The organism is Caulobacter segnis ATCC 21756 (assembly GCF_000092285.1).
In the GTDB taxonomy this organism is placed as follows: domain Bacteria; phylum Pseudomonadota; class Alphaproteobacteria; order Caulobacterales; family Caulobacteraceae; genus Caulobacter; species Caulobacter segnis.
On the sequence record NC_014100.1, the window covers coordinates 698,658 to 716,090 of the forward strand.

At 69.2% G+C, this 17,433-nt stretch carries 18 protein-coding genes, 1 other RNA gene and 2 pseudogenes; 20 read left to right on the forward strand and 1 reads right to left on the reverse strand.

The genetic code is table 11. The features are described from left to right. Nucleotides 1–37 precede the first annotated feature (37 nt). The 8 genes and pseudogenes from CSEG_RS03340 to CSEG_RS03370 all read left to right on the forward strand — a co-directional run bounded on the left by CSEG_RS03340 (nt 38) and on the right by CSEG_RS03370 (nt 6,906). On the forward strand, nt 38–2,008 hold the full coding sequence (locus tag CSEG_RS03340; protein ID WP_013077854.1) for an alpha/beta hydrolase family protein: 1,971 nt from the start codon (nt 38–40) through the stop codon (nt 2,006–2,008). Nucleotides 2,009–2,071: 63 nt separating this feature from the next. Beyond that, nucleotides 2,072–2,234: non-coding RNA, 6S RNA (gene ssrS / locus CSEG_RS23840), on the forward strand. A 25-nt stretch (nt 2,235–2,259) separates the two neighbouring features. Further along, nucleotides 2,260–2,894 (forward strand): annotated as a pseudogene (locus tag CSEG_RS03345) (5-formyltetrahydrofolate cyclo-ligase). A 29-nt stretch (nt 2,895–2,923) separates the two neighbouring features. Next, nucleotides 2,924–3,757, forward strand: a complete 834-nt coding sequence (locus tag CSEG_RS03350) for a TIGR00282 family metallophosphoesterase (protein WP_041538161.1) — start codon at nt 2,924–2,926, stop codon at nt 3,755–3,757. Between the two features lie 68 nt (nt 3,758–3,825). Further along, nucleotides 3,826–4,239, forward strand: coding sequence for an organic hydroperoxide resistance protein (locus tag CSEG_RS03355; RefSeq protein ID WP_013077857.1), 414 nt, complete (start codon nt 3,826–3,828; stop codon nt 4,237–4,239). A gap of 98 nt (nt 4,240–4,337) precedes the next feature. After that, entirely contained in the window at nt 4,338–5,093 is a 756-nt protein-coding gene (locus CSEG_RS03360) for a YebC/PmpR family DNA-binding transcriptional regulator (RefSeq protein ID WP_013077858.1), read from the forward strand. A gap of 138 nt (nt 5,094–5,231) precedes the next feature. Then, entirely contained in the window at nt 5,232–5,924 is a 693-nt protein-coding gene (locus CSEG_RS03365; protein ID WP_041538162.1) for an MgtC/SapB family protein, read from the forward strand. 49 nt (nt 5,925–5,973) lie between these two features. Then, a complete protein-coding gene (locus CSEG_RS03370; protein WP_013077860.1) occupies nt 5,974–6,906 on the forward strand; it encodes a nucleoside hydrolase in 933 nt (310 codons plus the stop codon). Nucleotides 6,907–6,911: 5 nt separating this feature from the next. Here the strand turns inward: CSEG_RS03370 and CSEG_RS03375 are convergent, their stop codons facing one another. Then, nucleotides 6,912–7,193 carry a hypothetical protein gene (locus CSEG_RS03375; RefSeq protein ID WP_013077861.1) on the reverse strand — a complete coding sequence of 94 codons (282 nt, stop codon included), beginning with the start codon at nt 7,191–7,193 and terminating at the stop codon, nt 6,912–6,914. Between the two features lie 158 nt (nt 7,194–7,351). Between CSEG_RS03375 and ruvC the strand changes: the two genes are divergently transcribed. The 12 genes and pseudogenes from ruvC (at nt 7,352) to tilS (ending at nt 17,392) form a co-directional block, all read left to right on the forward strand. After that, complete coding sequence (gene ruvC, locus CSEG_RS03380; protein ID WP_193852711.1) at nt 7,352–7,873, forward strand: crossover junction endodeoxyribonuclease RuvC; 522 nt, start codon at nt 7,352–7,354, stop codon at nt 7,871–7,873. Further along, nucleotides 7,870–8,492: pseudogene (ruvA, locus tag CSEG_RS03385) on the forward strand (Holliday junction branch migration protein RuvA). The gene ruvC and the pseudogene ruvA overlap by 4 nt, the downstream one beginning before the upstream one ends. Before the next feature lie 127 nt (nt 8,493–8,619). Then, nucleotides 8,620–9,660, forward strand: a complete 1,041-nt coding sequence (gene ruvB / locus CSEG_RS03390) for a Holliday junction branch migration DNA helicase RuvB (protein ID WP_013077863.1) — start codon at nt 8,620–8,622, stop codon at nt 9,658–9,660. Continuing rightward, nucleotides 9,650–10,516, forward strand: a complete 867-nt coding sequence (locus CSEG_RS03395) for a putative peptidoglycan glycosyltransferase FtsW/RodA (RefSeq protein WP_013077864.1) — start codon at nt 9,650–9,652, stop codon at nt 10,514–10,516. The genes ruvB and CSEG_RS03395 overlap by 11 nt, the downstream gene beginning before the upstream one ends. Continuing rightward, nucleotides 10,513–10,959 carry a tol-pal system-associated acyl-CoA thioesterase gene (ybgC, locus tag CSEG_RS03400; RefSeq protein WP_013077865.1) on the forward strand — a complete coding sequence of 149 codons (447 nt, stop codon included), beginning with the start codon at nt 10,513–10,515 and terminating at the stop codon, nt 10,957–10,959. The genes CSEG_RS03395 and ybgC overlap by 4 nt, the downstream gene beginning before the upstream one ends. A gap of 119 nt (nt 10,960–11,078) precedes the next feature. Then, nucleotides 11,079–11,774, forward strand: coding sequence for a protein TolQ (tolQ, locus tag CSEG_RS03405; protein ID WP_013077866.1), 696 nt, complete (start codon nt 11,079–11,081; stop codon nt 11,772–11,774). Nucleotides 11,775–11,778: 4 nt separating this feature from the next. Further along, nucleotides 11,779–12,300 carry an ExbD/TolR family protein gene (locus CSEG_RS03410; RefSeq protein ID WP_013077867.1) on the forward strand — a complete coding sequence of 174 codons (522 nt, stop codon included), beginning with the start codon at nt 11,779–11,781 and terminating at the stop codon, nt 12,298–12,300. A 7-nt stretch (nt 12,301–12,307) separates the two neighbouring features. Beyond that, nucleotides 12,308–13,123 carry a cell envelope integrity protein TolA gene (gene tolA / locus CSEG_RS03415; RefSeq protein ID WP_013077868.1) on the forward strand — a complete coding sequence of 272 codons (816 nt, stop codon included), beginning with the start codon at nt 12,308–12,310 and terminating at the stop codon, nt 13,121–13,123. A 32-nt stretch (nt 13,124–13,155) separates the two neighbouring features. Further along, nucleotides 13,156–14,454, forward strand: coding sequence for a Tol-Pal system beta propeller repeat protein TolB (gene tolB / locus CSEG_RS03420; RefSeq protein ID WP_041538454.1), 1,299 nt, complete (start codon nt 13,156–13,158; stop codon nt 14,452–14,454). Nucleotides 14,455–14,657: 203 nt separating this feature from the next. Then, entirely contained in the window at nt 14,658–15,227 is a 570-nt protein-coding gene (pal, locus tag CSEG_RS03425) for a peptidoglycan-associated lipoprotein Pal (protein WP_041538163.1), read from the forward strand. Nucleotides 15,228–15,305: 78 nt separating this feature from the next. Next, nucleotides 15,306–16,175: a tol-pal system protein YbgF gene (ybgF, locus tag CSEG_RS03430; RefSeq protein WP_013077871.1), complete on the forward strand. Its 870-nt coding sequence runs from the start codon at nt 15,306–15,308 to the stop codon at nt 16,173–16,175. Continuing rightward, nucleotides 16,166–17,392, forward strand: a complete 1,227-nt coding sequence (tilS, locus tag CSEG_RS03435; RefSeq protein ID WP_013077872.1) for a tRNA lysidine(34) synthetase TilS — start codon at nt 16,166–16,168, stop codon at nt 17,390–17,392. The genes ybgF and tilS overlap by 10 nt, the downstream gene beginning before the upstream one ends. Nucleotides 17,393–17,433 lie beyond the last annotated feature (41 nt).

Consider the following 17,433-nt stretch of genomic DNA (forward strand, 5'->3'; position numbering starts at 1 on the left):
CGCCTATCGTCCCTTTGAGTTGGGGAACGAGGGTCGCATGAAGCTGGGTGTAGCGTTGGCGCTGGCGGTCCTGTGCCTCGGCGGACGCGCCATGGCGGCGGACGAGACCGCGGCCGCCTTCGGCATGCGGGAGTATGTCCAGCAGATCAGCCTGTCGCCGGACGGCAAGCAGGCGGCAATGGTCACGCCGGCCGCGGGGCGCGGGGCCCAACTGGTGATCCTCGACCTGACCGGCGCGACGGCGGCGCGGGCCATCTTGGCGTCCACCGGGGATCCCGAACGCCTGACCGAGTGCAGCTGGTCGACGGACACGCGACTGATTTGCCAGCTCTATGTGGTGGTCAAGGGCGCCCAGGGAAGGCTGGGCTTCACCCGCCTGATCGCCCTCAACAGCGACGGAAGCGCGGTCAAGGTTCTCAGCGCCCAGACCAACGAGCGCTCCTTGAGGATGTCGCAGAACGGCGGCGACATCATCGATTGGGTCACCGACGACGCTCCCGGCGCCGTTCTGATGACGCGAGACTACATTCCTGAAAAGACAACGGGTACGCACCTGGGCAAGGAGGAGGACGGCCTGGGCGTGGACCGCGTCGATACGCTCACCCTATCCCGCAAGCCGGTCGAGCGGCCCAACCTCAACGCCATTGAATATATCGGCGACGGCCATGGCCTCGTACGGATCATGGGCGTCCGGCCGAAGCGGTCTTCGGGCTACGCCGACGACAACATCCAGTACTTCTACCGCGCCGTGAACCAGAGAGACTGGCGGCCCCTTGGACAGCTGACGATCACCGCCGGCGGCTACAGCGGCTTCAACCCGTACGCCGTCGATCCCCAACTGAATGTCGTCTACGGCTTCGACGCTCAAGATGGCCGCCGGGCGCTCTTCAAGGTCGCGCTGGACGAGACGCTGAAACGGGAGCTGGTGCTGGCGCGGCCGGACGTGGACGTCACGGGCCTGGTGCGGATCGGCCGGCAGAAGCGCGTCGTCGGCGCGTCCTTCGTCACCGATCGGCGGGAGACCGAGTTCTTCGATCCGGAGCTGCGCAAGCTGGGCGTCGCGCTCGGCAAGGCTCTGCCCGGGCGGCTGGTCACCTTCATCGACGCCTCGGCCGACGAGTCCAAGCTGCTGCTGTTCGCCGGCGGCGATAGCGATCCCGGCCTCTACTATCTCTTCGACAAGAAGGCGCGGCGCATGGAGGAGCTGATCTCCGCGCGGCCGCCATTGCAGACGTTCAAGCTGGCGACGGTCAAGGCGGTCACCTATCCGGCCGCGGACGGGACCCAGATCCCGGCCTACCTGACCCTGCCGGCTGGCCGCGACGGCAAGAACCTGCCGGCGATCGTCATGCCCCATGGCGGACCCAGCGCGCGCGACGAGTGGGGCTTCGACTGGCTGGCGCAGTTCTTCGCCCATCAGGGCTATGCGGTGCTGCAACCCAACTATCGCGGCTCGGCTGGCTATGGCGCGGACTGGTTCCAGAAGAACGGCTTCCAGTCCTGGCGCACGGCGATCGGCGACGTCAATGACGGCGGTCGCTGGTTGCAGCAGCAGGGGATCGCCAAGCCGGGCAAGCTGGCCATCGTCGGCTGGTCCTATGGCGGCTACGCGGCCCTGCAGTCGGCCGTCTTGGATCCCGACCTCTTCAAGGCCGTGGTCGCGATCGCTCCTGTCACCGACCTGGAGACACTGCGGTCCGAACACCTGGACTTCGTCGACTACCCGCAGGTCAGCGCCTTCATCGGCAAGGGGCCCCATGTGACCGAAGGCTCGCCGGCCCAGAACGCGGCGGCCATCAAGGCGCCGGTGCTGATGTTCCATGGCGATCTCGACGCCAATGTCGGCATCGGCGAGTCCCGGCTCATGGAGCGCAGGCTGAAGGCGGCCGGTCGCTCGGTCGAACTGATCGAGTTCAAGGGCCTGGATCACCAGCTGGCCGACGACGCGGCCCGGACCCAGATGCTGAGCAAGGCCGACGCCTTCCTGCGCGCGTCCCTGGGCTTGTGATCACGCGCGACACCGCCGCCCCTATCGCCGGGGCGGCCGAGCCCCTATATTGGACCTCGGCGGGTCTTGCTGTGGCTCTCGTCGAAGATTTCTATTCCCAGGGACCTTAATCTCTCTATCGGGACCTGTTCCCTCCCGTGGCCGTGGCTGCGGGAACACGGGGCCCACCTGTTACTGACAGGTTCGAGTGGATTGAAACGTCTTCACGGTTCTTCGCGGCGCCGCCACCTTTCTCCTCGTTCGGCGCGGCCTTGCGGCCGCCGGACCGGGATGACAGCTTCCAGGAATGACCATCGTCGACCCCGTCGCGGCCAAGACGGCCCTGCGCGTCTTCCTGCGCAACCAGCGCAAGCAGTTGGCCCGCGAGCACCCCCAGGCCGATTGGATGATCGCCGAGGTGGCGCGCGAGCCCCTGACCGCGCTGTTCCCTGACCCGGCCGGCAAGGTCGCCGCGCTGTATCACGGTCTCGGGTCGGAGCTGTCGCCGCTGCTTCTGGGCGATTGGTTGCGCGAGACCGGCTGGACCTTGGCGCTTCCGGCCGTCGTCGACGCCGACGCCCACCGCATGGTGTTCCGCGCCTGGACTCCGGGCGAGCTCCTTGTCCACGACAAGATCGGCCTGCGCGCCCCCAGCGCCAGGCATCGGGTGCTGGAGCCGGACCTGGTCATCGCGCCGCTTCTGGCCTTTCAGCGCGACGGCGTGAGGCTGGGGCAGGGCGGCGGCTACTACGACCGGACCTTGGAAGCCCTGCGCGCGCGAAAGCCGGTCTTCGTGCTGGGTGTCGCCTACAGCGGTCAGCAGACGGAGAATCTGCCGCACGAGCCGCATGACCAAAGGTTGGACGCCATTCTCACCGAAAAAGAGTATATCGCCGTCAAACCCTGAGCCGCTGGCGGCTCGATCCATACTGTTTCTTGGGACTTTCGATGCGTTTCGCCTTTTTTGGCGATGTCGTCGGCAAGTCGGGCCGCGACGGCCTGGCCGACCATCTGCCCGACCTTCGCCGCCGGCTCTCCCTGGAGTTCGTGATCATCAACGCCGAGAACGCGGCGGCGGGTTTCGGCATCACCGAGAACACCGCGCGTGAGCTGTTCGAGGCCGGCGCGGACTGCCTGACGCTGGGCAATCACAGCTGGGACCAGCGCGAGGCCCTGACCTACATCGTGCGCGAGCCGCGCCTGATCCGGCCGGCCAACTATCCGATCCTGTCGGACGCGCCGGGGCGCGGCAGCCATCTGTTCCAGACGGACTCGGGCAAGACGATCTTCGTCGTCAACCTGCTGGGCCGGGTTCACATGGACGCCATGGACGACCCGTTCGCCGCCGTCGACCGCGAGCTGGACAAGGCTCCGCTGGCCCAGGTGGCCGACGCGGTGGTGGTCGACATGCATTGCGAGGCGACCTCCGAGAAGATGGCCATGGGCCATTATTGCGACGGCCGCGCCTCGCTGGTGGTGGGCACCCACACCCACGTGCCGACCGCCGACTGCCAGGTCCTGCCGGGCGGCACCGCCTACCAGACCGACGCCGGCGCCTGCGCCGACTATGACAGCGTGATCGGCAACCAGAAGGAAGAGCCCCTGCGGCGCTTCACCACCAAGATCAGCGGCGGCCGCTACCAGCCCGCCAGCGGCCCGGCCACGGTCTGCGGCGTCTTCGTCGAGACCGACGACCGCACGGGTCTGGCGACGCGCGTCGAGCCGATCCGAGTGGGCGGGCGTCTGAGCCCGCACATCCCGGAGCTTTAGCGCCAGGCTCAGCTTGCGGCTGTCACGATAGCGGTCTCAGATGCGGCTCCCCCAACAGGAGCCTCCCCATGACCGACGCCATCTACACCGCCCACGCCCACGCCGTCGGCGGCCGCAACGGAACGGCCAAGTCCGACGACGGTCATCTGGACGTCAAGCTGGCCTTCCCGAAGTCGATGGGCGGCGATGGGAACGGGACCAATCCCGAGCAGCTGTTCGCCGCCGGCTACAGCGCCTGCTTCCTGGGCGCGCTAGGCCTCGTCGCCCGCAACCAGGGCGTCAAGCTGGGCGAGCACAGCCTCGACGCCGAGGTTGATTTGATCAAGGACGAGACCAGCTTCCACGTCGGCGTGCGTCTTAAGCTGAACGCCCCCGAGCTTGACCGCGAAACCGCCGAAAAGCTGCTGCACGCCGCCCATGAGGTCTGCCCCTACTCGAAGGCCACGCGCGGCAACGTCCAGGTCGATCTGGAAGTCGCCTAGCCTCTTTCGGGCCGGCTTTTAGGCGGGCGGGGTGACAAAACCCCGCCTCAGGGGCTAAAAGCCCCGCCTCCAATCGTATCCAGAAGCAGAGCCTCCAAATGGCCGGCCACTCGAAATTCAAGAACATCATGCACCGCAAGGGTCGCGCCGACGCCGCGCGGTCCAAGCTGTTCTCCAAGCTGTCGCGGGAAATCACCGTCGCGGCCAAGTCGGGCCTGCCTGATCCGGCCATGAACCCGCGCCTGCGCCTGGCCGTGAACAACGCCAAGGCCGAGAGCCTGCCCAAGGACGTCATCGACCGCGCGATCAAGAAGTCGCAGATGGGCGACGCGGCCGACTATACGGAAATCCGCTACGAGGGCGTGGCCGCCGGCGGGGTCGGGATCATCGTCGAGGTGATGACCGACAACAAGAACCGCGCCGCCGCCAATGTCCGCTCCTACTTCACCAAGATGGGCGGCAACATGGGGGCCACCGGCTCGGTGACCTTCAACTTCGACCGCGTCGGCCAGATCAGCTATCCGGCCAAGACCGCCTCGGAAGACGAGATGATGGAAGCGGCGATCGAGGCCGGCGCCGACGACGTCACCTCGGACATGGACGAGGAAGGCGAAGGCCACACGATCTACACCGCCTTCGAGGACCTGAACGAGGTGGCCGCCGCCCTGGAAGCCAAGTTCGGCGCGGCCGCCAACACCAAGATCGCCTGGCGTCCCAAGATGCAGGTGCCGGTCACCGGCGACAGCGTCGCCACCCTGATGAAGCTGCTCGACATGCTGGACGAGGACGACGACGTCCAGGCCGTCTACTCGAACGAAGACATCAGCGAAGAAGACCTGGCCAAGCTGGGCTGATCGGCCCTCTCCGCCTTCGGGACGGGTCGGAATATCTTGAACGCCGCGACGGGCCTTGCCCCCGTCGCGGCGTTTTTCGTTCAGCGATTCCGCCAAGAGGAGAGGGATCGCGAAGCGGCGCCGCCCGTTACAGCCCACATGGCCTGGCTGTCCCCCTCAGACTTCCTGCCCATCCTCGGCGCGCTGATCGCCGGCGCCGTGATCGGGTTCGAGCGCGAGTACCGCGCCCGGCCGGCGGGCCTGCGCACCCATATGCTGGTCAGTCTGGCCTCGGCGCTGCTGATGCTGGCGGCCGTGCATCAGGTGCGGTGGATGCCCGAGACCTCGACCGAGGTGCTGCGCATCGATCCCGTCCGCATGGCCCACGGCGTGCTGACCGGGGTCGGTTTCCTGTGCGGCGGGGTGATCTTCCAGCAAGGCGTCTCGGTGCACGGTCTGACCACGGCCGCCTCCCTGTGGATAACTTCGGCGATCGGGACGCTGTTCGGCGTCGGGCTCTACGATCTGGCGACCCTCGGCGCGGTGCTGGCGGTGGCGACCCTCAGCGCCGCACGCTGGCTGGACCGCAGCCTGCCGCAGAAGAACTACGCCGAGATCGTCGTCCGCTCGCGCCGCGAGACGCCGCTGGACGAGGAAGAGTTGCGCGGGCTGCTGGGCGAGTACGACCTCAAGGGCCACCGGCTGAACCATCGTCTGCGCGACGGCGGCGCGGCGTTCGAGCTGGCCGGCCCTTTCTCGGGCAAGGGCGCGCTGCGGCTGCGCGAGGTCGCCGACCGGCTGCGGTCCGATCCCCGCGTCGTCGAGTTCGACATCCTGCCGCGCAAGGATTGAGCCGCTGCGTCGTCTTCTCCCGGTGATCCGGCGCCGCTAGAGTGATCCGATGGTCCTGAAGGTTCACATCGACACAGATTGCGGCGTGGACGACGCCTTGGCGCTGACGCTGCTGGCGCGCGCCCGAGAGGCGGTCGAAGTGGTCTCTGTCTCGGCCGTGTTCGGCAACACCTATGTCGACCAGGCCGCGGCCAACGCGCGGGGCGTGCTGCGCCTGGCCGGCTGCGGGGCCGAGGTCTATATCGGCGCCGGCTCGGGCCTGGCCAAGCGCCGGGTCGAGCGGATGCGCCCCGCCCACGGTGTCGATGGCCTGAACGGCGCGGGCTTCTCCCAGCGCTGGAAGCTGCCGGAACTCGAGGGGGGACACTCCGCCAACTTCCTGGCCTTCGCCGCCCGGCGGAAGATCTCCGGCCTGTTCCTTGGCCCCCTGACCAACCTCGCCAAGAGCCTTCTGGAGGACCCCGCCGCCTTCCGCGACTGGCGCCCGACGATCATGGCGGGCGCTTTCGCCGTCGAGGGCAAGGCGGCCGGCGGCGCCGACTTCAACAGCTGGAGCGACCCCGAAGCCCTGCAGCGCACGCTGGAGGCCGGAGTGACGCCGCGCCTCATGCCTCTGGACGTCAGTCGCCTGGTCCAGGTGACCGCCGCCGACCTGTCGCGCGGCGCCGACTGCTGCGGCTCGCCGCTGTCGGCGCGCCTGACCAAGGCGGCGGGACCCTATATCGCCTTCCACAAGGGCGTCTGGGGCGGCGAGGGCTGTCGGCCCCACGACGCCGTGACCGCCGCCAGCCTGATCGCGCCGGAGCTCTTCACCTTCGAGCCCGCCCGGCTGCGCGTGGCGGTCGATGGCGTACGCCTGGGCCGTGTCGAGCGAATCGACGGGGCTCCGAACGCAGAGGTCTGCGTCGGTCTCGATGTCGATGGCGTCCGCCGGTTGATCGTCGGCGGGCTGTTCGGCGCGAAGGCGGTCGAGGCGGCCTGACGCGCCTAGTGCGGCTGGCCCCACTGGGCCGCGCGTTCCCGGACGAGGTCCCGCATGAATTGGTCGAGATCGGCCAGGCGCTGGTCCATCTCCGAGACCGGCACGCCGTTCCAGATCGCGTGGTCATAAGCCGAGCGCGCCTCTTGCAGGTTCTCGCCGGCCCGGTACCGCTCGGCGATGTAGAGGGTCTCCAGCAGCTTGGTGGGACGGTCGATCTTCTCGTGCTTCATCGACCAGTAGCTGACCATGTACTCGGCCAGGATTCCTTCGTCCGACGTACTGACCATCGGCGTCTCCCTAACGACTGCCCGCTAGATAGGGAGCGCCTTCGAGCCCGCCAGGGTTTGGATCAAATTCCGGCGGCGACTTGCCGGCGCAAGAGCGCGTGGCGTTTACGACTCGTTAGGGAAGACGGGGCTTTTCCTCAGGGGCGGAAGCGAGGAAAGTGCGAGAACACATGATGAACGCGAATCGCTCCCCGATCCGAATTCTGGGCCTCGATCCAGGCCTGCGCCGCACCGGCTGGGGCGTGCTGACCATCGACGGCGCTCGGATGAGCCACGTCGCCCACGGGGTGATCGCGCCGGATGAAAAGGCCGACTTCGCCCAGCGCCTGCTGCACCTGTTCGAAGGCATCTGCGCGGTGATCGAGCAGCACCGCCCCGACGAGGCGGCGGTCGAGGAGGTGTTCCTGAACACCAACGCCCAGTCGACGCTGAAGCTGGGCCACGCCCGCGCCGCGGCCCTGATCGCGCCGGCCCGCGCCGGGCTGCCGGTCGCGGAGTATTCGACGCGCCTGGTCAAGAAGGCGGTGGTCGGAACCGGCGCGGCCGACAAGGCTCAGATCGGCTTCATGATCGCGCGCCTGCTGCCGACGGCCGGCAAGACCACGGCCGACTGCGCCGACGCCCTGGCCGTCGCCATCACCCACGCCAACCTGCGCGCCGCCCACCGGAGGGTCGCATGATCGGCCGTCTCAGGGGCGCCGTCGCCGAGGTCGGCGAGGAAGAGGCCCTGATCGACGTCATGGGCGTCGGCTATGTCGTCCGCTGCGGTCACCGCACCCTCCAGCGCCTGCCGGCCCTAGGCGAGGAGACCTTGCTGCACATCGAAAGCCAGTGGAGCGAGAGCGCGGGCCTGCGGCTCTACGGCTTCGCCACGCGCGAGGATCGCAAGGCCTTCGTGCTGCTGCAGGCGATCCAGGGCGTGGGGCCCAAGGCCGCCATGGCGGTGCTGGACGTGCTGTCGCCGGCCGAGCTGGCCTCGGCCGTCGCGCGCGAGGACAAGGCCGCCGTCGGCCGCGCCAACGGCGTGGGACCCAAGCTGGCCCTGCGCATCGTCACGGAGCTGAAGGACAAGCCGATCACCGATGGCCCGGTGCTGATGACCGCGCCCGCCGCCAGCGCCGCGTCGTCCGCGCCCGCCAAGCCCGCCCCGACCGGCGACGCCGTCGCCGCCCTGTGATGGGCCTGGGCGTCGCCGAGGTGAACGCTCGCCGCGTCGTCGAGGCCGCCGCCGATCGCCTGGGCGAGGCGGCGACAGTTCAGGCGCTTATCAAGGCCGGCCTGCAGGAGTTGGGGCGATGAGTTTGGCTCAACGGCTCCCCCCACCTGACCGCTTCGCGGTCGTCCGCCCCCAAAGGCGGGCGGAAGGCGCGAGATCCTTCTTCCCCCTCTGGGGGAGGAGCGCCGAAGGCGCGGAGGGGGCGAGTCGATGACCCGCGTCATCTCCGGTGAGCCCCAGCACGGCGACCTGGCGCCCGCCGATCGCGCCCTGCGGCCGCAGACCCTGGCCGAGTTCGTCGGCCAGGAGCAGGCCAAGGGCAATCTCCGTGTCTTCATCGAAGCGGCCAAGGGACGGGGCGAGGCCCTGGACCACGTGCTGCTGTTCGGCCCCCCGGGCCTGGGCAAGACGACCCTGGCTCAGATCGTCGCCCGCGAGCTGGGCGTGAACTTCCGCGCCACCTCGGGCCCGGTGCTGAACAAGCCCGGCGATTTGGCGGCGATCCTGACCAATCTGGAAGCCAACGACGTCCTGTTCATCGACGAGATCCACCGGCTGTCGTCGAACGTCGAGGAGATCCTCTATCCGGCCATGGAGGACCATGTGCTGGATCTGGTGATCGGGGAGGGGCCCTCGGCCCGCTCGATCCGCATCGATCTCGCGCCCTTCACCCTGGTGGCCGCGACCACGCGAGCGGGGATGCTGGCCACCCCCCTGCGTGACCGCTTCGGCATTCCGATCCGCCTGGAGTTCTACACCCCGGCCGAGCTGCGCCACGTGCTGCAGCACGCCGCCCGCAAGATGGGCGCGCCGCTGTCCGACGACGGCGCCGACGAGATCGCCAAGCGGGCCCGGGGCACCCCGCGCGTCGCCGGCCGACTGCTGCGCCGGGTGCGCGACTTCGCCACCGCCGACGGCGCGACCGTGATCGACCGAAAGGCCGCGGGCCTAGCGCTCGCCCGCCTGGAGGTCGACGAGAGCGGCCTCGACAGCCTGGACCGGCGCTATCTGCGCGCCATGATCGAGCACTATGGCGGCGGGCCGGTGGGCGTGGAGACCATCGCCTACGCCATCGCCGAGGCCCGCGACGCGGTCGAGGACGTGATCGAGCCCTATCTGATGCAGCAGGGCTTTATCCAGCGCACGCCGCGCGGCCGCATGGCCTGCGGCAAGGCCTACCTCCACCTTGGCCTGACCCCGCCCGCCGCCCCGCCGGGACAGGCGCAGGGAGGTCTGTTCGATGAAGGTTAGCGACCTGCGCGCTATCCGATTGTTCACAGCGGGTCTGGCCGCCGTTAGCTTTGCGATATCCCTGGCCGCCGTCAGCGTGGCTGGCGCGCCGCGCAGCGCCGTGATTGTCCAAGGACTTGCCGCCGTGCTCGCTGTGGGTCTGGCCCTTCTGGTCGGGCGTTTCTGGCGACGGACTCGCTGGCGGCTTTGGGTGCTGACGGCCGCCTGCGGCTTGGCCCTGGTCCTGACGCTGATGAATGGCGTCTCGCTGGAGGGCGCTAGGCGTTGGCTGGCGCTGGGGCCGATCCAACTGCACACCGCCTCTATCGTCCTGCCGTTCGCCGCCTGGGCCTTCGCCAAGGGCTTCGACGATCGTCGCGTGGCGCCGATCGCGGGCCTGGTCGCTCTTCTTCTGCTGTACCAGCACGACGCGGCCTCTTCGCTGGCCTTCGCCTTGGCGCTCGCGGCGGCGACGCTGGTGGAGCGCCCGCGTCAGCTGACGCCCTGGGCGTGCGTGATCGTCGCTGCGCTCTTGGCCTACGCCGCATGGGTCGAGCCCGACACCCTGCCCGCCGTGCCCTATGTCGAGGGGCTTTTCGTCAGTACGATGGCCGCCAATCCCGTGCTGGGCTTCGTGGCGGGAGTCTTGATGATCAGCTTGCCCGCGCCGTTCCTGGCCGTCGCCTCGGCGCGGCCCGAACGTCGCGCCGAGGCGCTGGCGCTGGCGGCTCTGTGGACCGGCTGGATCGCCGGCAACCTGTTTGGAAACTATCCCGCGCCCGTTCTAGGTTACGGCGCCGCGCCGATCCTGGCCTGGGGTCTGTCCCTGGGTTTAGTGCTCGGAGATTCCTTCAACCAGGACCCCGCTGCGCCATGATCGAACCGACCGCCGGCGTCTTCGACGGCCGCGAGCACCAGCTGCCCGTGCGCATCTATTACGAGGACACCGACTTCACCGGCATCGTCTATCACGCCAACTACCTGCGCTATCTCGAGCGTGGGCGGAGCGACTTCTTCCGGGCGGTCGGCATCTCGCACAGCGAGCTGGCCGAGCAGGACACCGGCTTCGCCGTGATCCGCATGGAGCTGGATTTCAAGCGCGCGGCCAAGATCGACGACGCCCTGGTGGTGCGCACCTTGTACGAACGGATCGAGGGCGTGCGGCTGCACGTCAGCCAGAAGATCACGCGCGGCGACGAGGTGATCCTGGAGGCCAAGGCGGTGGCCGTCTGCATCAGCCTGTCCGGGCGGCCGCGCCGGCCGACGGCGGAGATGACGGCCAAGCTTGCGCCCTGGCTGGCGCCGACCGCCCAGGCTTAAAGCGCCGCCCCCATTTTTTCGGATCGATCGACCCTCGTCATAGTTTCACCCAAGCGCCGCTTCATGCCATACGGCGCACACCTGTCCTGATCAGACGCCCCAACGGAGCCATACCCCGCATGGACGCCTCGGCCGCCGCCCCCAATTTCTCGTTCTTCGCCCTGTTCATGCAGGCCGACTGGGTCGTCAAAGGCGTGATGATCGGCCTGATCCTGGCCTCGCTGGGCTCGTGGGCCGTGATCCTGGACAAGCTGTTCCGCTTTACGAACCTCAACCGCGCGGCCGACCGCTTCGAGGAGCAGGTCAGCGGCGGACGCTCGCTGGAGGATGTGGCGGGCGAGGCCGGCGCTAATCCGCCCCACGCCCTGCCGCGTATGCTGCAGGCGGCGCTGAAGGAGTGGCGCGAGGCCAAGACCCGCGCCATGACCGAGAACCAGACGGCCTTCCTGGTCGCCCGCATCGACCGGATCCTGGACACCATGATCGCCCGCGAGACCGCCAAGGTCGAAGAGGGCCTGGGCAGCCTGGCCATCGTCGCCACCGCCTCGCCGTTCATCGGCCTGTTCGGCACGGTCTGGGGCATCATGCACGCCTTCCAGAACATCGCCCTGTCGAAGAACACCTCGCTGGCGGTCGTCGCCCCGTCGATCGCCGAGGCTCTGTTCGCCACGGCCGTCGGCCTGATCGCGGCCATCCCGGCCTATATCGCCTACAACAAGTTCTCGACCGACGCGGGCAAGTACGCCGGCCGCCTGGAGGGCTTCGCCGACGACCTGTCGACCGCGATCCAGCGTCGCCTGACCGAGCGGGCCTAAGCCCATGGCGATGTCCTCAAACGACGCCTTCGCCACCGGAGGCGGCCGGGGTCGCCGCCGTCGCGGCCGCCGCACGCGCGGGGCGCTGTCCGAGATCAACGTCACGCCGCTGGTCGACGTCATGCTGGTGCTGCTGATCATCTTCATGATCAGCGCGCCGCTGCTGACCGCGGGTGTCCCGCTGGAGCTGCCCAAGACCGAGGCCGCGGCGCTGCAGAACCAGCAGGAGCCGATCACCGTCTCGATCCGCAAGGACGGCGGGATCTTCGTCGGCGAGACGCAGATCCCGTTCGAGAACCTGGCGCCGCGCATCAGCGCCATCGCCGGCGACGGTTACGACAAGCCGATCTTCGTCCGCGCCGACGGCGGGGCGACCTATTCGATCGTCGCCCAGGTCATGGCCGGGCTGTCGAACGCCGGCTTCAACAAGATCAACCTGATCACCGAGACGGGCGGCCCTTCTTCGGGTTCGGCCCCGCGCGACGCCCAGCCGGCGGACGCGGGCGCCGTGCGGCCGGCGCAATAGGGGCGCCATGATCGCCCGCCGCGAACAACGGGTCTCTCCGGCCCTCCTGGCTTCGATCGCGCTGCACGGCGCGGTCGCGGCCCTGATCGCGTTCGGCCTGCCGTGGAAGTCGTCGAAGCCGATCACCATCGGCGAGTCGGTGCCGGTGACCATCGTCACCAACGGCCCGACCAACGTCCGCCCGGCCGAGGAAGCGCCCGTCGAGCAGACCGCCCAGGCGCCGGAGCCCGAACCGCAGGCGACGCCGCAGCCGCCGGCCCCGACGCCCGCGCCGACCCCGACGCCCGCCCCCGCGCCGCCGCCCAAGCCGACGCCGGTTCCCAAGCCCGCGCCGACTCCGACGCCGGCCAAGCCGACCCAGCAGAAGAAGACCGACAACAACGACTTCTTCGCCTCGCTCGAAGCGACGATCGCCAAGACCAAGAAGGCGACCGGCAAGCCCACCTCGAACGCGGCCAAGGGGCCCGCGCGGCAGGAGACCTCGGTCTCGGCGCGTCCCGCCCTGGGCGCGGCCACCGGTCTTTCGGCCTCGGCGCTGGGCCGCCTGCAGGGAGAGGTCCAGGATCGCTGGAATCCCAACTGCGAGGTCGAGGGCGGCGCCAACGTCAATGTCCGCGTCGTGTTCGTGATCGGGCCGGGCGGCCGCGTCGTCGGCCAGCCGGAGTCGCCAGGCACCAGCTCGCCTGATCCGGTCGTCAAGGCCGCCTCGGACCGCGCCATCCGCGCGCTGTTCGCCGCCTCGCCGTTCGCTTACCTGCCGTCGGACCTGTACGGTCAGAAAATCGCCCTCAACTTCAACGCAAAACAGGCCTGTTCGCGTTGATGCCGGGAACGGTCGTGAAGAAGGAGACCCCGATGCGCTTAAGAGCCCTGTTGCTGATGGTCGCCGCCCTGATGAGCGGCGCGGCCTTCGTCACGCCGGCCGCCGCGCAGATCGAGGTCGACATCAACGCCGGCGCGGTCAAGCCGATGCCGATCGCGATCCCGGCCTTCTCGGGCGCGACGCGCGGCGCCGAGATCGCCCAGGTCATCAGCGGCAATCTCGAGCGCTCGGGCCTGTTCCAGCCGCTGAACGTCTCGGGCGTTGCGGACAAGCTGTCCGACGTCAACATCCAGCCGCGCTTCCCCGACTGGCAGACCACCGGCGCCCAGGCGCTGATCAACGGCCAGGTCACGGTGGGCCCCGATGGCGGCCTGCGCGTCGACTTCCGCCTGTGGGACGTGTTCAGCCAGCAGCAGCTGCTGGGCCTGCAGTTCTCTTCGACGCCCGACAACTGGCGGCGCGTGGCCCACAAGATCAGCGACGCCGTCTATGAGCGGCTGACCGGCGAGAAGGGCTATTTCGACACCCGCGTGGCCTTCGTCGCCGAGAGCGGCCCGAAGCTCAACCGCATCAAGCGCCTGGCGATCATGGACCAGGACGGCGCCAACCCGCAGTACCTGACCGACGGCTCGTACATCGTCATGACGCCGCGCTTCAGCTCCACCAGCCAGGAGCTGACCTATATGGCCCTGCGGCCGACTGGCTCTTCGATCTACCTGCTGAACCTGGAGACCAGCCGCCAGGAGACGGTCGGCAAGTTCCCCGGCATGGTGTTCGCCCCGCGCTTCTCGCCCGACGGCGGCAAGGTGGCGTTCTCGGTCGAAAAGAACGGCAACAGCGACATCTACGTGATGGACCTGCGCAGCCGCTCGACCACGCGCATCACGACCGATCCCTCCATCGACACCTCGCCCTCGTTCTCGCCGGACGGGACGAAGATCGTGTTCAATTCCGACCGGGGCGGCCAAGCGCAGATCTACGTGATGAACACCGACGGGTCTGGCGTGCGCCGCATCTCGTTCGGCGGCGGCCGCTACACGACACCCGTGTGGAGCCCGCGCGGCGACTTCATCGCCTTCACCAAGCAGACGGGCGGCCAGTTCCACATTGGCGTGATGCGGCCCGACGGCGGCGACGAGCGCCTGCTGACCACCAGCTATCTCGACGAAGGTCCGACCTGGGCGCCGAACGGTCGCGTGCTGATGTTCTTCCGCGAAGGCGGCGGCGGCAATCCCAAGCTCTGGACGGTGGACATCACCGGGCGGATCCTGCGGCCGGCCGCCTATAACGGCTCGGGTTCGGATCCGGCCTGGTCGCCGCTTCTGGACTGACAAATCGCCAGATGACGCAACCTTAGCCTTGCGAGCGCGTTCCCTGGGCTCTAACTCGGCGACGCTGGACGCCGGGCGTTCTCTTACGGAAGAGTTTGGCGTCGTCTGACGGCCTTCTGACATCATTGTGAGGTATGGTCAGACATTTAGCAGGTCCATTCCAGGCATGTCGCAGGTATGGATCAGGTCCAGAGTTTGTTGACTTGAGGAGAAACTGGATGAGCTTCGACACCCAGCGCGCCGTTAGACTGGCGCTCGTCGGCGTGGCCGCCGCCTCGCTTGCCGCCTGCGCTTCGCGTCCGAAGCCTCAGCCTGTCGCGCCGGCCCCTGAGGCGCCGCCGGCTGCTCCGGCGCCCGCGCCCTATACCCCGCCGCCGGCCCCGCCGGTCGCCCAAGGCCCGCTGCCGGGCTCGGTTCAAGATTTCGTCGTCAACGTGGGCGACCGCGTCTACTTCGACACCGACGAATATTCGGTCCGCGCCGACGGCCAGCCGGTCCTGGCCGGGCAGGCCCAGTGGCTGAACCGCTACCCCTCGGTGAAGGTCCGTATCGAAGGCAACGCCGACGAACGCGGCACTCGCGAGTACAACCTGGCCCTGGGTGCTCGCCGCGCCAACGCCGTGCGCGACTTCCTGATCGCCCAGGGCGTGTCGGCCTCGCGGATCGAAACGATCTCGTTCGGCAAGGAAAAGCCGATCGACGCCGGCTCGACCGAAGAGGCCTGGGCCAAGAACCGTAACGGCCACACGGCCATCACGGACGGCGCCCGCTAAGCGCTGAGCTAAAATGGGGCGGCGTCTCACCGAGATGCCGCCCTAGTTTTGTCCGCTAGCTCCCGGTACATCACGGTCATGAAGCTGAAATCCGCCTTGCTCGCCGTTCTGCTTTCCTCGGCCTCCGCCGTCGCGGTGGCTCAGACCCCGCTGCCGGCGGCCGATCCGCTGGACGACCGCTCGGCCAAGCGCGTGGAGCGGATGGAGAAGGTGGTGCGCGAGCTGCGCGCGATCGTCTTCCAGGGCCGCGACACCGGTAAGCCCGTCGTGGTCCAGCCGGCCGAGACCGACGCCCAGATCGCCGCCCTGAACGACCGGGTCACCGATCTGGAGCAGACGCTGACCAAGCTGAACGGCCAGAACGAGACCGTAACCTTCGAACTGACCAAGGCCAACAGGGCCGCCGCCGACCAGAAGGCTCGCGCCGATGCTCTGGAGCAGCGCCTGGCCGCGATCGAGAAGACCCTGGCCGACCTGCAAGCCGCCGCCGCGAACGGTCAACTGGCCGCCGGCGCCGCCCCGGCCGCCGACGGCGCGGTCCCGCCGCCGCCCCCGCCGCCGGCCGATCCGGCCGTGGCGTTCAAGCAAGCCCGCCAGCTGCTGCTGGACGGCGACTACGCCAACGCCGAGCAGGCCTTCTCGGCCTACGTCACGAACTATCCGGACAACGCCAAGACGCCGGAAGCCCGCTACTGGCTGGGCGAGACCCTGTTCGTGCGCGAAGCCTATACCGACGCCGCCGCCGCCTATATCGGCGCGATCCGCGGCTGGCCGCAGACCACCTGGGGGCCGGACGCGACCTTGAAGCTCGCCCGCTCCATGGTGGCCCTCAAGAAGACGGCCGAAGCCTGCCGGACCCTGGACGAGCTCTCCAAGCGTTACCCCAAGGCCTCGTCGCAAGTGACCTCGCGGGCGGCCTCGACCCGCGTCGCGGCGAAGTGCTCTTAGACACGGGCCATCGCGCGGTCCTCGACCGCCGCCTCGACGCGGCTTCCTCCGCCCCCCTCGCCGTCGGCTTCTCCGGCGGCGGCGACTCCCTGTTTCTCCTGAAGGCGGCGCTGGACTGGGCGCGGCCAAGCGGCCGGCCCGTGCTGGCCCTGGTCGTCGATCACCGACTGCAGGCCGATAGCGCGCGCTGGACCGCCCAGGCGGTGGAGAAGGCCCGGGCGCTGGGCGCCGAGGCGCGCGCGCTGGCCTGGACGGGGCCCAAACCCGCCGCGGGTCTTCCCGCCGCCGCCCGTCGCGCGCGCCACGCCCTGCTGGCCGAAGCCGCCCGCGAGGCCGGCGCCAAGGTCCTGCTGCTCGGCCATACCGCCAGCGACCTTGCCGAGAGCGCGGCCATGCGGGCCGAGGGCTCCACCGTTCCCGACCCGCGCGCGTGGTCGCCGTCGCCGGTCTGGCCGGAGGGGCGCGACGTCTTCCTGCTGCGACCGCTGCTGTTCCTGACGCGCGGAGAGATCAGGGCGGCGCTGGCCGCCGAGGGCCAAACTTGGCTGGAGGACCCCGCCAACGTCGATCTCCGCTACGCCCGGGCGCGCGCCCGGGCTAGCGGCGCCGAGATCGTCGCGCCGGAGCCGGACGTCGAGCGGCGGCCGCCGTTGTTTTCCATCGACGAGGCCGGCGCCGTCCGGTTGCCGCGCGACATCGCGGCCGCGCACCTCGCCGCCGCCCTGTTGTGCGCGGCCGGGACCGAGCGGCCGCCGCGCGGCGAGCGGCTGGAGCGCCTGCTCCAGCGTCTGCGGAGCGGCGAGGGCTTCACGGCCACGCTGTCCGGCGCCCGGATCGAGGCCGGCGAGATGGCCCTCATCTGCCGCGACGCCGGCGAGACGGCGCGTGGCGGCCTCGCGCCCCTTTCGCTGGCGCCGGGCGAGACCGGCGTCTGGGATGGCCGTTGGGAAATCACCGCGGGCGTGGAGCCTTTGACCGTCGTCGCGCTCAAGGGCCGGGCCTCTAGCCTCTCGCCTGACCAGCGCGCGCGGCTGGTGACGCTGCCCGCGGCGGTGCGGCCAAGCTCGCCACTGATCCTGCGGCAAGGCGCGGCGCCCTGTTCGCCCGTGCTTGACGGCCGGGATTTTGCAGCCGAAGGGGGAGGGCGTGCGCGTTTGCTCGTTCTGGATCGTTTGAAGGCCGCGGTCGGCCTTTACGACCAAGAATGCGTGACCTGATGTCACGTCCGTGGCGCAACCGCTCACGAGCCCTTATCTTG

Excerpts from the sequence above, each read along its gene's own strand:
- CSEG_RS03360 (WP_013077858.1), top strand. The coding sequence starts at position 4,338 with ATGGCCGGCCACTCGAAATTCAAGAACATCATGCACCGCAAGGGTCGC.
- ybgF (WP_013077871.1), top strand. The coding sequence starts at position 15,306 with ATGAAGCTGAAATCCGCCTTGCTCGCCGTTCTGCTTTCCTCGGCCTCC.
- CSEG_RS03340 (WP_013077854.1), top strand. The coding sequence starts at position 38 with ATGAAGCTGGGTGTAGCGTTGGCGCTGGCGGTCCTGTGCCTCGGCGGA.
- tolB (WP_041538454.1), top strand. The coding sequence starts at position 13,156 with ATGCGCTTAAGAGCCCTGTTGCTGATGGTCGCCGCCCTGATGAGCGGC.
- CSEG_RS03410 (WP_013077867.1), top strand. The coding sequence starts at position 11,779 with ATGGCGATGTCCTCAAACGACGCCTTCGCCACCGGAGGCGGCCGGGGT.
- CSEG_RS03375 (WP_013077861.1), bottom strand. The coding sequence starts at position 7,193 with ATGGTCAGTACGTCGGACGAAGGAATCCTGGCCGAGTACATGGTCAGC.
- tolA (WP_013077868.1), top strand. The coding sequence starts at position 12,308 with ATGATCGCCCGCCGCGAACAACGGGTCTCTCCGGCCCTCCTGGCTTCG.
- CSEG_RS03370 (WP_013077860.1), top strand. The coding sequence starts at position 5,974 with ATGGTCCTGAAGGTTCACATCGACACAGATTGCGGCGTGGACGACGCC.
- CSEG_RS03365 (WP_041538162.1), top strand. The coding sequence starts at position 5,232 with ATGGCCTGGCTGTCCCCCTCAGACTTCCTGCCCATCCTCGGCGCGCTG.
- tolQ (WP_013077866.1), top strand. The coding sequence starts at position 11,079 with ATGGACGCCTCGGCCGCCGCCCCCAATTTCTCGTTCTTCGCCCTGTTC.
- CSEG_RS03355 (WP_013077857.1), top strand. The coding sequence starts at position 3,826 with ATGACCGACGCCATCTACACCGCCCACGCCCACGCCGTCGGCGGCCGC.
- CSEG_RS03395 (WP_013077864.1), top strand. The coding sequence starts at position 9,650 with ATGAAGGTTAGCGACCTGCGCGCTATCCGATTGTTCACAGCGGGTCTG.
- ybgC (WP_013077865.1), top strand. The coding sequence starts at position 10,513 with ATGATCGAACCGACCGCCGGCGTCTTCGACGGCCGCGAGCACCAGCTG.
- ruvB (WP_013077863.1), top strand. The coding sequence starts at position 8,620 with ATGACCCGCGTCATCTCCGGTGAGCCCCAGCACGGCGACCTGGCGCCC.